Genomic DNA, 12,888 nt, shown 5'->3' on the forward strand with positions numbered 1-12,888 from the left:
TTATGAACGCTTACCACAAACTTCAGAAACTTTTATTTATATTGCGATGATACGTCTTATGGTTCGACGACTTGCATGAGTTTTGACTCAGTTTGACTTTTAAAACATCCTCTTAGCTGCGGACTCTATTACACTTGTCGCCCAGTCTGGCAAGCTCATCCCCTCCGCCCGTGCGACATCCTGAAGCTTGGGCAGCAAGTGGGCTGGTAAGGTAAGGGTAATTGTTGAGTGGGTGGAATATCTGGTTTTTTGGTCGAATTTTTCAACCTGGCGATCGCGGTAAGTCCATAACTCACATTCTTCACCCCGCGTAGCACCGTCTTTCTCCAGAAAACTCACTTTGCCCAAGTTGTAGCAGTAGAAACTTTCGTTCCCGATTGCTTCACCTTTATGTTGGCAGTTCCAGCAACTCGGCAGTGGCGAAGCTTGCACCTTGTTAGTTGAATCCTTTGGTGTCGGGCGTTTGTTGCTCTTGCTGCTTGATTCCTTTTGTGTAGGATTTTTAATAACTGCCATCAGCTTAACGGCTGCATCTACACTTTGCTCGTTCAAGGTAGAACGCAGCGATCGCGCTACTTCTATATTTCCCAGCCAGGTTTGTTCATCTATATATTCCACAACTTTAGCGGCTTTGGCATAATTGCGACCGCTGCCCAATCCGACCAGTTTAGCTAGGCGATCGCGTGTTGTCCCTCGTTCGCCGAGCAGTTGTGGAAAATTTTCCATAACTGCTCTACCACTGTAGTTACTCTGAGCAGCTAGTTGCCTCCTACGCGCCGCCAAGTCTTCTATCTGTTTCCACGCCGCCGCTTCTCGTACTTTCTGTTCTACCGTTTTAGAACGGCTGGCATTTTCCAGCAGCAGCGCTTGCACTTGGGCTAGTTCTGAGGGAAATTCTCTCACCTCTACAGGTATGCTCTGCCAACCCAGTTGCAGCAATGCTCTCCAGCGGCGGTGTCCGCTGATAATCGTTCGGTCATTGGTGACAACCAGCGGTTTAACCCACCCGGAATCGCGAATGAGAGCCACCAGATCGCTTACATCTTCTTCTTCACCCCGATATATTGAGGTATTGCGAGGATGGGGTTTTAGTCTTTTAGGATCTATTTGAGAGAATACAGATGGTATGGGTTCAGCAGTTATAATTCCAGTTAATAAACCCTTAGAACTGTCCATTACTATAGTCCCGGTTCCTAATTAGTTGGGTAATATCTTTTGCGCTTGATAACTACTCGTTATTTAGAGAGCGGACATGAAAGGGAGGTGGAGAGTGTTTAGTGCGATCGCGCATCGCGTAATACTAAGACATAGCCCACAATCCACTACCTTCCCTGGCAGGCAAACCATTCCTGCTAGACGCTCTCTATTTCAGAACATGACAGTGCCGTGCAAAATTAGATAATCTAGTCATTGCCTAGACTCCTTTTTCAAAATTGGGGTAACAGCAGCAGCCTATCGACCCTGCAAAGCTAGACTGGCATCTGCTACTTTTTCACAAGCAAACACTACTTGTTCCACGCCCTAGTAAAGTTAAGCGTACCCTCTATAATACCCCCAAGAGTACCCTCTAACGTACCCAACTGAAAATTTTCCCAGAACCATGCGAACAAAGTACGTCAAAGTCAGGCTAACGGAATCTGAATTTAGTCTTTTACAAGCTGAGGCTGAAAGCCAGAATATATCTATGGCAGAGGTTTTGAGAAAATACCTTTACCAACTAGGTTCCTCGTCCCATTCGCAAAAAATCGCAACTAACCAAAAAACAATTCCGGTCTAGTATCCTCTGCAATACTAAGTCTCGGCAGGTGCGGTGAGGGGAATAATAAGGCCAAAGTAGGCAGTAAGCATTTAGGGGCAACAGTGCGATCGCACTTTCACTTGCCAAGAGCAGTTATGGAAAATTTTCCATAACTGCTCTTGGCAAGTGGTTCAGTGTAATACTCCGCCTCGATTTCCCTCGTCCAGGGTAGATTGGTGATCGCTCCCTGAATGGCGTGTCTGCCACGCCGCATAGAAAAACAGGATAGCCATCAATAAATAGCCAACCGCCCAAGCACTGCCAGCACCAAAGCCCAACTTAATGACTGTATCGGCAATTCCCCAGTTGTAGCTGTGCATCAAACCCACCCAAGACATTAAAGCGGCGGCTATCGACCAAAAAGCTGCCCCACGAAAATTTCGCTCAATAATGTAGACGGTGATACCAGCCAGAAGCATCGAGCTAAAAATAAATCCCTGTTCGAGGGCAAAAGCTCCATCGATAAAGGTGTCGAAGGCTTTAAATTTATCAATCAACGCTGGTGTCAAAGGATTGGCTGGCGTACCCATTCCAGCCGCTTGTAGGGCTTGTTTGGCAATTAATGCCCCCCATGCGGCGATCGCTGGTAGCAACCCAACCACAACAGCCGGGGCATGATGAGATGGTGTTGCTTCAAAGCTTTGGGCGACTATTACAATGCCAATCCACAAAACAATCGCCATCCCCGCATCAACGGGTACAAAGTAGGCTAACAATCCTACAGTGCCACTCAAACACAGCAAAGACATCACCACGCCGTTGAGGACAGAGTATCCCACTCGCGCCCCCATCGCTTTCCAACCCGGATGACCGATGTAAATCGTGGTGGGGAAACAAGAACCGCAGACAGCAGCGACAATCGTGCCAATTCCATTAGCAGCAAGACAAGGTGTAGCGGGGTAATTATCTCCCGCTGCTTCAGCACTTTCCAAGTTTTGAATGCTGCCGATTAGGTTAAATAGTCCCATTGGCAAGATAACGCTGAGATAATCTAATAACGTCCCACGTCCATTCCACAGTTCTCCTAGCCAGAAGCCCGGTAAATAAAGGCCAATCGGTTGTAAGGCGGTGGCAAAACGGGCGTTATCCCAACTCATTAACCCGGTTCCCCAAGCAAGGGCAATGCCTAACAGTACGGCTAGCAGTCCACCAGGAATCGCAAATTTTACTCCGCCAAAGTAAGTTAGCAGAATTACCCCTAACGGCACTAAACCCACAACTGGATTGGCAAAGGTGCGGAAGAGGAAGCCGATGGCTATGAAGGTAAGGGCAATGCCGCCTAAAGTTGAGAGGAGTGCGGCGCGGGGTGCGATCCGTCGTAAGTTATTGCCAAACCAAGCACCACCCAATTCAATTAATCCGCTACCCAAGCAAGCGACTAAACCTGCTTGCCAAGCTAGTTCGGCTGCTTGTTCGGGTGAGACGCCTTTAGCGATCGCTGCCAGCTTAACTGGTAGCATAACTAAAAACACATAAGCAAACAGGCTGACTGTGTTGATGCCATAGGGAAGTGCAGTAATGTCATCCCGATTCTCTCGTTGTCCCACTTGATAAGCAAGCCAACTGTAGTAGATGTTGCCAACTATTAAGGAGAGTGCCACTCCCGGCAGGATGCGTCCGTAAATCAAGGCAGGGGGGAAGCCGAGAACTCCCCCGCATAGATTCACGATCAGCAGAATTTGAATAAAATTGTCGAGTGCTAGCCCAAAGAATCCATCAATATCTCGGCGGACTAGCCAGCGTGGAGATGCGATCGCTTCCATATATATGATTTAAACAACAGCTGTGGGTGAAACTATCTGGGATACGCCTATCTGAGGGGGCAGATCCAAACAAAGTGGAATTGCGATGCGATCGCGGATGAAGGTATGCACTCAACCTCCGAATCGCACACCCCGCCTGCAATATCTAAGCATATAGTTCCGATAATTAGTCTTTAGTTACAACAGCGACCAATCAATTTGTGACTTTTTGCCAGCCCAAAAGTGCGATCGCGGCTGTAAGCTTTAGTAACTTGCCAAACCTCAACACAGCTTGTAAATTTATGTTAATAGAATCGCGCTGAGAATACAGCTACAGCTGAATTTAACCTAGAGACGCGATTAATTGCGGAGGTACAAGAGAAAGATAACCAACACAATCATTATTTGGAATAATGAATTAGGCTTTTTATCCAACCTAGCTATTGTTGGTTGGTGTAGATTGTAGAAACAAGATTAATCGCGTTTATACAAGCGATCGCTTACCGAGTACCAGACCCAAATTAGCTAAATTTTGCCAATTCTAGGGTTGTTTTTTTAACCCATTAGACCGAATCTAGAAAATAGTATCCTTCAAAGATGTACTAAATTTTAATTGAAATGCTACATCTGGCCTTAGTGCAAAAAAATGAGTTTTCAGATGGGGTCGCCCTGCAATTGCTAGCCCGTCAACAAAGTGAGGATTCTTGGGTAGTCATGGCGAAGAAAGATGTTGTTTCCGTTGCCAAAGCTGACTCCTTAAATGAAAATCTGTTAGTTCTGGTAGAGCTTGATAATACTAATCAGGTTCTAAGTATTAAAGATGCAAAAGATTGGGTTTTGGATTTAGTGCAGCAGTACCTAACTAGCGGCATAACCCCAGGATCTTTACAACAAGAAGCTGAAAGGGCAGAACAATGGCGGCAAGATCTGACTTTACAAAGTCAGGAATTAGCTCGTCGGACAATGGAAATGGAAGCACGTCAAGAACAAATTCAAGCCTTAGAAGAAGACCTCAAACGGAAGGAGAAACAACTGGAAAAGAGAGAAGAAGAAGTGAATAGTCAAATGGCTAAAGATGCGTAAGCTAGTGGTTAATAATTTAAATTGATAATTTATGTTCATTAGCTATCAATTTAAACCATTAACTACTAACAATTAAATCGAAACATTGGAATCTACAAGGCTTGATGGCTGGTTGGGAACAGCAACAGTTGAGGGTCGCCTTGGTTCCCCCAGCATGAGTATAGAGCAGGTCAATTGCTGGATCAACTGGGTTGTAACATCGCTAATTTCTAAGCCACCAGCCGTGCGCTGCCGTATAGAGCGCAATACAATCAAATCAACCGACTTAGAAGCAGTAAGAATCGCTTGAGCCACGTTTTCATGTGGAAGGATCTGAATATCTGCTTTACAGTTAGGAGCAGATTTAGAAACTATTAAAGACAACTGCGATCGCATCCAGGCTATCTTACTAGGCTTGGTTTTGGTATTGCAGACGTGGAACAAGATTACCTCAGCCTGATTAGACGCTGCCAAGATTTCGGCAAACCGCACTGGCCGCACAGCCTGCTCTGTTAAGTTTTCTACAGGCACCAAGATGCGGCGAATTTCAGAAGGAGAACCAAGCAAGCGCGTTACCGCTACAGGACAGTGGGATGCCCACAAGACGCTATCAATAACATTGCCAAACAACCGCGCCCTCAAGCCCGTCCGGTTGCCCCAGCCCATAACAATTAAACTCGCTTTTTGTTCCCGGCTGGCACGGCTAATACCCTGAGCAATTTTGTCATCAAGGCGCACAAGCCCCTCTGCTGTCACGCCCAGCTTTAGACTTAAATCTTTGGCTCTCTCAATTAGCATTTCACCGCGTTGGAATGCCATTTCTAACTGGGGAGCATCCATATGAGCATGAGCGTGAGCGATCGCTAAGGGCACGATCCGCCCACCTTCATGCCGCGCTAGTAATGCTGCCATTTCGATTAAATGTTGCTCAGTCTGAGGATTGGAAAGGGGGACAACAACTCTAAAGGGATGCTCTACTGAGGTAGATTCCCAATCAACTAGCTTTATGTCATCCTCAATCCTAGTTTCCGGTACGCTCAACCCGACCGCTACCCGGCTCGTAATCACTGGCCCCAGGGTTGCCGTCACCAGCATCAACACCAGGACGCTGTTTAACACCCCTTCTGTTAATAGCCCTACCCGATAGCCAACTAGAGTAGCCGCTAGCGTTGCCGCCACCTGGGGTAGCGACAGCGACCACATAGCTAGCATTTCTTGCCAGGTGTAGCGGTATGTGAGCTTAGCAAAAAGAGCCGCTAAAAACTTACTCCCAATCAAACCCAACACAATCGCCAGCGTTAGCCAAACAGAGGAGAGAGTTTTAATAAAAGCTGGGATATCAATCAGCAGCCCCATATCCACAAAGAAAATTGGGATAAACAGGACGCTACCGACAAAAAGCACCTTCTCTTTAACTGGTCCTTCCCCAAGAACATCATTCACAGCCAGACCAGCAAGGAAGGCTCCGACAATTTTTTCTACCCCAATCAGCTCGGCTCCCAACGATGCTAGAAATAGCGCCAGCAGTACAAATAAAAATTGATTGCCCTCTTCGTTCCCAGAGCGTCGAAAAAATTCTTTACCTGCCCAATCCAAACCAAACAATACCAGCGCAGAGTAGACAATCAACGAAGCCAACAAAGTAAACAGCTTGGCAGCGGTGAAGTCACCCTTATGAATCCCTACACAAACAGCCAATACCAGTAAAGCGCCAATGTCGGTAAAGATAGTCGCTCCAATTGTTACGGTTATTGCTTCATTGGCCACAACGCCCAGGCGGCTAACAATCGGATAAGCCAAAAGCGTATGAGAGGCAAAGAGAGAGCCAATCAAAACTGAAGCATTCCAGTCAAACGCGAAGAGACGACCCACCGCCGTCCCTACAATCATGGGCACCAAAAAGGTATAAGTGCCGAACCCAATTGAGCGATGCTTGGTTTTGCGGAATTGTGCGATATCAACTTCTAAACCTGCAACAAACATCAGATACACTAACCCGATGTCTGAGAGCAACTGCATAGTCTTATCTTCGGTATCAAGCAGCCCTAAAGCGTTAGGGCCGAGAATTACCCCAGCAGCCAGCAAACCAACCAATCCTGGCACTCGCAGCCGCTCGAAGAGCATAGGTACGATCAAAATGACCGCCAGCAAAATCGCGAAAGGAACGATTGGTTGATGCAGGACGTGCAAAATAGATTCCATAGGGAGCAGCGCCAGTCAGAAAGTTTAAATTAATAGCTACTTTCTTAACTCAACACTTAAAACTCCAAAATAAAAAGATTCTATGGGTGTATTTGGCTCAAAATATATCTCAAGCGATCGTAGTCGTCCTTAAGCAGGATACTTAGAGTCCGCCCAGCTTGAATTAACCATTCCCGATCTGCTTTGCGTAATTGATAAATATCGCGGACGGCAGCTGCCGCCAGCGCCTCAACGGGCGCTCCTATTACCTGCAATAATGTTCTTAGAAAATCCAGTTGTTCGCTGAAGTGAATAATTTCTGCTGGTTCGCAACAGTAAACTGCTTGATGGATTTGCGGCGGTCGGGGCGGCAAATATTGGTAAATAGCCCCGCTGGAACTTTTAGAACCATTTGCTCCCTGGTGGGGTGCTTCAAATCCAACGATAGCAGCTCGAAACTCGGTTTTAAGCATGGCAAAAATCTGGGGTTGCTGCTCTCGCAGTTCCTGCAATGACAGCCCTAAAGCTCTTGCCCGGTGAACTGTATCGATGGGGCTAGTTGTGGCATGGTAAACGACGGCAAATACTTGATTACCCGACTCTTCATCCACAGACTTGACCCAACTGCCAAAAGGAGGCATGACTGGAAAGCTCAAATCTTCAGGGTCGAGACACTGCGCTAGGAATTCCGTCGTGGCAGTTTCAATTACTTCTGCAATATAGTTAGGATGGCGGTTTCCCGTTGTAAATTGTGGTAGAGGAAGACGCATAATTAATTATTTATTATTCAAAAGTTCATTGTGCATTGTTCGAGAGCAAACTGCCGCGAACTATGCACAATGAACCATGAACGATTAACTATTTTGCTTTTTTGCGGCCAGCGGATGTATCTACAAGTTCTATTTCTGAGAGTTGGAAGGTGATGAGCTTGTCCCAGTTGCCACCTTCAAATAGAACAGCAGCTTTGCCATCGCTAACTCGTTGGACAAGTCCTTTAAAGCCGTAGTAGGTATCTTCGGCATTCTTGACGCGAACAGGCGATCCGGGCAAAATCATAATTCTTTCATCAATAGGTTTGCATTTACTAGCTTAATAGGACTTAGGGAATAATTTTTAGTTATGAGTTATGAGTTTTGAATTAATTTAGACCTCATAACTCATAACGCTTAAAACCTAAGTCGGTGTCGATACTTGGCGACAGACTCTACAAGCCCAATAGCCAGAAAGTTGGTCAGCATGGCGGATCGCCCATAGCTGATCCAGGGTAGCGGAATACCAGTTACTGGCGCGAGGCCGATGGTCATGCCAATGTTGACAATAACCTGAAACACAATCATGGACAAGACGCCAATGGCTAGAAGAGAGCCAAAATTATCTCTAGCATTTTGGGCAATCAGGACTAAACGCAGGCAGACCAACCAGAAGACGAACAGCAGGCACAAGCCGCCAACAAAGCCCAGTTCCTCTCCTATGGCTGAGAAGATGAAGTCTGTATGTTGTTCGGGGATAAAGTTGAGTTGGGTTTGCGTTCCTTTGTTGAGTCCTTGTCCCCAAAATTCGCCTGCTCCAATGGCAATGCGAGATTGGATCAGGTGATAACCTCCGCCCAAGGGATCTTTTTCGGGGTTAAGAAATAAAATCACCCGCTGTTTTTGATAGTCTTTCAAAACTCCCCAAATGATATGTCCTACTTCACCTCCCACAAGGTTTCCCAGGATGGCTCCAGCGGTACCAAATTTGGGCCAAGGAAGAGTGCGCCATGCAATGACCCCCATGAGCGCCGTCCAGATTAACCATGCAGGAATATGCACGTTAAAGAGGATGGCTGAGATAACCGGAGAAGTCAGCAGCACCAACCACCCTGGATTGGCATTACCCCAGTAGAGCATACCCAATACTATGGCTCCAAATACTAGGGAGGTTCCCAGGTCAGGCTGCAAGAATACTAATATCCAAGGAACTCCTGTAATTGCTAAGGCTCTTAAAACAGCTGGAATGGTTGATGCGGGCTTTGCGTGGAGCAGGGCAGCTAAGGTGATTATTACGCCTACTTTGGCAAATTCTGAAGGTTGAAGGTTGAAGCCGCCAATGGCGATCCAACGTTGCGCTCCTTTGGCACTAGCTCCAATTGCCATTACTGCTATCAGGGATAGATTGGTAATGGCATAAATAATCCAGTGCCAGTGAATGAGTACTTCGTAACGCGATCGCGCGATAAATAAGGCGAGGGTCAAGCCAATGCCGCCAATCAGCCAGTGCCACCACCAGTCTGTCTCGGCAGCCCTTAGTTCCGCGCTGCGGATCATTATCCCCCCAAATACGGTCAGGCCGACGGTTAATAGCAATAGCATCCAGTCCAGCTCTTGCCAGGATGCGATCGCGCTGCGCCATCGACTACCAATCACCGATCTTTTCAACGACCTTTGCAACATTTCTTCATAAGTAAAAAGTAAAAATTAAAAAGGCAAAAGAAAGAATTTTTACTTTTACCTTTTGCATGAGTGTATTTTGCCTTAAGTTAAAGCGGCGACGGAGACGGATGCGGCAATTTGAGACGCGATCGCTACGAGTGCTTTAGCTGAAGCAGACTCAGGAAAGCCTACAACAATGGGGATACCGCGATCGCCGCCCTCCCGCAAAGGAATTTCTAACGGTATCCTACCCAACAATGGCACTCCTAATTCCTTCGCTGTCTTCTCACCACCACCTGATCCGAAGATGTCATAGTGTCTATCCGGAAGATCCGGTGGAATGAAATAGCTCATATTTTCTACTATCCCCAATACAGACACTCCCAGCTGCTGGAACATCTTCAACCCCTTGCGCGAGTCCAACAAAGCAACCGTCTGCGGCGTCGTCACAATAACCACCCCAGCCATTGGCACAGCCTGGGCCATTGTCAGTTGGGCATCGCCCGTTCCTGGTGGCATATCCACAATCAAATAGTCCAGTTCGCCCCACTGCACCTGGTAGAGGAACTGGCGAATAATACCATTCAACATCGGCCCGCGCCATATTACTGGCTGATCCTTGTCAATCAAAAACCCCATCGAAACCAACTTAACGCCGTAGTTAAAAGCTGGTTCAAGTTCTTCACCCTTAGCACCCTGCCGCACCATTACCCCGGCGTCAGCCAATCCCAGCATCGTTGGGTCGTTGGGGCCATAAATATCCGCATCAATCAAGCCAACTTTAGCCCCTGCCTGCGCTAAAGCAACCGCCACATTCACCGCAACCGTGCTTTTGCCAACCCCACCCTTACCGCTGGAAATGGCAATAATATTTTTGACACCTGCAATCCCAGTGCGATCCGGAAGTGACTTTTGGTGGGGCGTCTCAGCCGTCACTTCTACAACCACATCGGTTACTTCAGGTAACTGCTTCTTAAGCGTCTGTTCGCATTCTTCAACTATGAACTGCCGCAGCGGACAGGCGGGAGTTGTCAGCACCAAAGTAAAACTGACTTTGCCTGCGTCAACGGACACATTGCGAATCATGTTCAATTCCACCAAACTCTTACGAAGTTCGGGGTCTTGAACGGGTCGCAGCACTTCTAAAACCGATCCAGCATCTAGCATATGACAATTGCATTCCTTACCTCAGCTATTACAACTGGGGTAACTTTATCATGGGTTCTTAAAGCATCTTAACGGTTTGGTTGTCTCCATGAGGCTGGGGCTGGGGGCATATGCTTAGCTCACTAAAGTTTATCTTGGCATTGCACCAAGGATAGATACCCGCTCAGAGAACTGGTGCAAGCGTAAATTAAGACACCCGACGAGATTAGATAACTGTGAAAGTGGGTTATTTTGCAGGCTGGAGCCTAAATCGCTCTTAAAACTGAACCGCGATCGCGATCGTTCTTTAAAGAACCACTTCCTCCGCGGCTTGGGCTAACTCGGCTGCCACCCTCGCCGCATAAGGGCGGATCATCCACCATAGCAAAGGTGATAACCAACCGCGCAAGGTGACTGAATAAGACACGTAAGTACCGCAAACAGTAGATTCAACTTGATACGTTACCCGTTTTTCAACTCCAGGGAGTGCCAGAAATCGCACAGACAGTAACTCCATCGGGCTGACGCGCTCAACAAAAATTCTTACAGGAATGGGAATTAAGCGAGTTACTACCTGATAAATTAAGCCTGGTTTGGCAATCAATCCCAAGGGAGCATTGGTGCTACTCAGTAACGGATTCCACGAAACATCAGCTAAATTGATTAATTTTTGCCATAGAACATCTATTGAGGCAGAACTCAGGACGCGATACGTCCTTAAGAGGGAAAACTCGCACCTAAGACTCTCTCGACCAGCGATGAACTTGAAGGAAAAATTGAAAATCACGACACGCTTCCAGCGCCAGCCCTACAAAGTATTAATATTATGCAAAGGACTTGAGCTTATAACCCCCCTCTAGCATACTTTGTAACTAGCGCAACATATCAGGGTCTGGACTCCAATGCTTAGCGATTAAATAACAACCAATTATTAGTCCAAAATGTCATTTAAAACTGGCGCGATCCAAGGTAGTCTAGAAGTCAAGTACCGGGATGGGTAGCCAGAAAAATTTGTTTATGACAGCGACTTCTTCAACCGAAACCACAACTTCTAATTTTCTGCCCCCCTCGTCATCGAGAGAGAGGGTGAGCGAGTTTATGCGATCGCTGCAAGATGAAATCTGCGAAGCCTTGCAGGCGGCAGATGGCGCTGGCACATTTAAAGAAGATGCTTGGGAGCGAGAAGAAGGCGGCGGCGGTCGTTCCCGCGTCATCCGCGACGGAGCGGTCTTTGAACAGGGAGGGGTTAACTTTTCTGAGGTTTGGGGGGAACATCTACCACCATCCATTCTGACGCAACGCCCAGAGGCAGAAGGTCATCGATTTTACGCGACGGGCACTTCGATGGTACTGCATCCGCGCAATCCTTACATCCCAACCGTTCACCTCAATTACCGCTACTTTGAGGCAGGGCCAGTATGGTGGTTTGGCGGTGGCATCGATCTGACGCCCTACTACCCCTTTGCCGAAGATGTTGCCCACTTCCACCGCACCCTCAAACAAGCCTGCGATCGCCACCACCCCCAATACTACCCAGCATTTAAACTCTGGTGCGATGAATATTTTTATCTCAAGCACAGACAAGAGACGCGGGGCGTCGGTGGCATCTTTTTTGACTATCAAGATGGTCAGGGTACTCTTTACCGGGGGCCGAATCCTTCAGGGCCAGCAGAGGCTTATAGTGCTGAAGTAGGCACTCTAGAGGCTCGCAATTGGGAAGATTTATTTGCCTTTGTCCAAGAATGCGGTAAAGCATTTTTACCAGCTTACCTGCCTATAGTAGAGCGACGGCAAGCAATGGAGTATGGCGATCGCCAACGTAACTTCCAACTGTATCGCCGAGGCAGGTACGTCGAATTTAACTTAGTCTATGACCGGGGCACAATTTTTGGTCTTCAAACCAACGGGCGCACCGAGTCAATTCTCATGTCTTTACCACCCCTCGTGCGCTGGGAATACGGCTATCAACCGGAACCCAACACCCCAGAAGCAGAGTTGTATGAAATATTCTTGAAGCCTGGGGATTGGGCAAACTGGACTCCTGCTACCAAGAATATCTGAGTTAAAGTTAGACTACTGAAGATTTCATTTACAACAGCAATAGTAGCCAAATGCGGCTCCCCTTTAGATATAAAGAAGGTAGCCGCCGCCGCAAGGAGGTATCAGTGATTCACATAGATCAGAGAACGCACACGACCCAAGATGGCACCACAGTCATCGTCTTAGCGCCCAGCGGGCGTCTAGATATCACTACTGCTTGGCAATTTCGTCTGAAATTGCAAGAGTGTATTTCCAAACTTAGCAGCCATGTAGTCGTTAATCTTGGTCAGGTTAATTTTATCGACAGTTCTGGATTGACCTCCCTAGTGGCTGGAATGCGCGACGCTGATAAAGTCAAAGGCAGCTTCCGCATTTGTAATGTCCATCCAGAAGCCAAGCTAGTGTTTGAAGTCACGATGATGGATTCGGTTTTCGAGATTTTTGAAACCGAGGAAGAAGCTCTCGAAGGTGTCCCCCGGAGTATAGCTAGCTGAGAAAGATTTTAGAT

At 47.3% G+C, this 12,888-nt stretch carries 11 protein-coding genes; 3 read left to right on the top strand and 8 right to left on the bottom strand.

Annotation, left to right across the window (positions count from 1 at the left end; translation table 11 throughout):
• Window positions 1-99: 99 nt before the first annotated feature.
• Together H6F77_RS26710 and H6F77_RS26715 are read right to left on the bottom strand one after the other, a co-directional pair.
• A complete protein-coding gene (locus H6F77_RS26710) occupies window positions 100-1,176 on the bottom strand; it encodes a ParB/RepB/Spo0J family partition protein (RefSeq protein ID WP_190491956.1) in 1,077 nt (358 codons plus the stop codon).
• Window positions 1,177-1,929: 753 nt separating this feature from the next.
• A complete protein-coding gene (locus H6F77_RS26715) occupies window positions 1,930-3,561 on the bottom strand; it encodes an NCS2 family permease (protein WP_190491957.1) in 1,632 nt (543 codons plus the stop codon).
• 597 nt (window positions 3,562-4,158) lie between these two features.
• Here H6F77_RS26715 and H6F77_RS26720 point away from each other — a divergent pair.
• Window positions 4,159-4,623, top strand: coding sequence for an HmpF-related protein (locus H6F77_RS26720; protein ID WP_190491958.1), 465 nt, complete (start codon window positions 4,159-4,161; stop codon window positions 4,621-4,623).
• Window positions 4,624-4,695: 72 nt separating this feature from the next.
• Here H6F77_RS26720 and H6F77_RS26725 read toward each other — a convergent pair whose 3' ends face one another.
• From H6F77_RS26725 to H6F77_RS26750, 6 genes are all read right to left on the bottom strand, one after another.
• Window positions 4,696-6,804: a cation:proton antiporter domain-containing protein gene (locus H6F77_RS26725; RefSeq protein WP_190491959.1), complete on the bottom strand. Its 2,109-nt coding sequence runs from the start codon at window positions 6,802-6,804 to the stop codon at window positions 4,696-4,698.
• An 80-nt stretch (window positions 6,805-6,884) separates the two neighbouring features.
• Window positions 6,885-7,553: an HAS-barrel domain-containing protein gene (locus H6F77_RS26730; RefSeq protein WP_190491960.1), complete on the bottom strand. Its 669-nt coding sequence runs from the start codon at window positions 7,551-7,553 to the stop codon at window positions 6,885-6,887.
• 88 nt (window positions 7,554-7,641) lie between these two features.
• Window positions 7,642-7,839: an NAD(P)H dehydrogenase subunit NdhS gene (locus H6F77_RS26735; protein ID WP_190491961.1), complete on the bottom strand. Its 198-nt coding sequence runs from the start codon at window positions 7,837-7,839 to the stop codon at window positions 7,642-7,644.
• A gap of 110 nt (window positions 7,840-7,949) precedes the next feature.
• Complete coding sequence (rodA, locus tag H6F77_RS26740; protein ID WP_190491962.1) at window positions 7,950-9,215, bottom strand: rod shape-determining protein RodA; 1,266 nt, start codon at window positions 9,213-9,215, stop codon at window positions 7,950-7,952.
• Between the two features lie 81 nt (window positions 9,216-9,296).
• Window positions 9,297-10,361 carry an Mrp/NBP35 family ATP-binding protein gene (locus H6F77_RS26745; RefSeq protein ID WP_190491963.1) on the bottom strand — a complete coding sequence of 355 codons (1,065 nt, stop codon included), beginning with the start codon at window positions 10,359-10,361 and terminating at the stop codon, window positions 9,297-9,299.
• A gap of 286 nt (window positions 10,362-10,647) precedes the next feature.
• Entirely contained in the window at window positions 10,648-11,127 is a 480-nt protein-coding gene (locus H6F77_RS26750; protein WP_190491964.1) for an SRPBCC family protein, read from the bottom strand.
• Between the two features lie 230 nt (window positions 11,128-11,357).
• Here H6F77_RS26750 and hemF point away from each other — a divergent pair, with 230 nt between their 5' ends.
• Together hemF and H6F77_RS26760 are read left to right on the top strand one after the other, a co-directional pair.
• Window positions 11,358-12,401, top strand: coding sequence for an oxygen-dependent coproporphyrinogen oxidase (gene hemF / locus H6F77_RS26755; protein ID WP_190491965.1), 1,044 nt, complete (start codon window positions 11,358-11,360; stop codon window positions 12,399-12,401).
• A gap of 104 nt (window positions 12,402-12,505) precedes the next feature.
• A complete protein-coding gene (locus H6F77_RS26760; protein WP_190491966.1) occupies window positions 12,506-12,874 on the top strand; it encodes an STAS domain-containing protein in 369 nt (122 codons plus the stop codon).
• Window positions 12,875-12,888: the final 14 nt, after the last annotated feature.

The organism is Microcoleus sp. FACHB-831 (genome assembly GCF_014695585.1).
Taxonomy (GTDB): domain Bacteria; phylum Cyanobacteriota; class Cyanobacteriia; order Cyanobacteriales; family FACHB-T130; genus FACHB-831.

Coding starts and splice junctions, on each gene's coding strand:
- H6F77_RS26745 (WP_190491963.1), bottom strand. CDS start 10,361: ATGCTAGATGCTGGATCGGTTTTAGAAGTGCTGCGACCCGTTCAAGAC.
- H6F77_RS26715 (WP_190491957.1), bottom strand. CDS start 3,561: ATGGAAGCGATCGCATCTCCACGCTGGCTAGTCCGCCGAGATATTGAT.
- H6F77_RS26735 (WP_190491961.1), bottom strand. CDS start 7,839: ATGATTTTGCCCGGATCGCCTGTTCGCGTCAAGAATGCCGAAGATACC.
- H6F77_RS26710 (WP_190491956.1), bottom strand. CDS start 1,176: ATGGACAGTTCTAAGGGTTTATTAACTGGAATTATAACTGCTGAACCC.
- rodA (WP_190491962.1), bottom strand. CDS start 9,215: ATGTTGCAAAGGTCGTTGAAAAGATCGGTGATTGGTAGTCGATGGCGC.
- H6F77_RS26720 (WP_190491958.1), top strand. CDS start 4,159: ATGCTACATCTGGCCTTAGTGCAAAAAAATGAGTTTTCAGATGGGGTC.
- hemF (WP_190491965.1), top strand. CDS start 11,358: ATGACAGCGACTTCTTCAACCGAAACCACAACTTCTAATTTTCTGCCC.
- H6F77_RS26730 (WP_190491960.1), bottom strand. CDS start 7,553: ATGCGTCTTCCTCTACCACAATTTACAACGGGAAACCGCCATCCTAAC.
- H6F77_RS26725 (WP_190491959.1), bottom strand. CDS start 6,804: ATGGAATCTATTTTGCACGTCCTGCATCAACCAATCGTTCCTTTCGCG.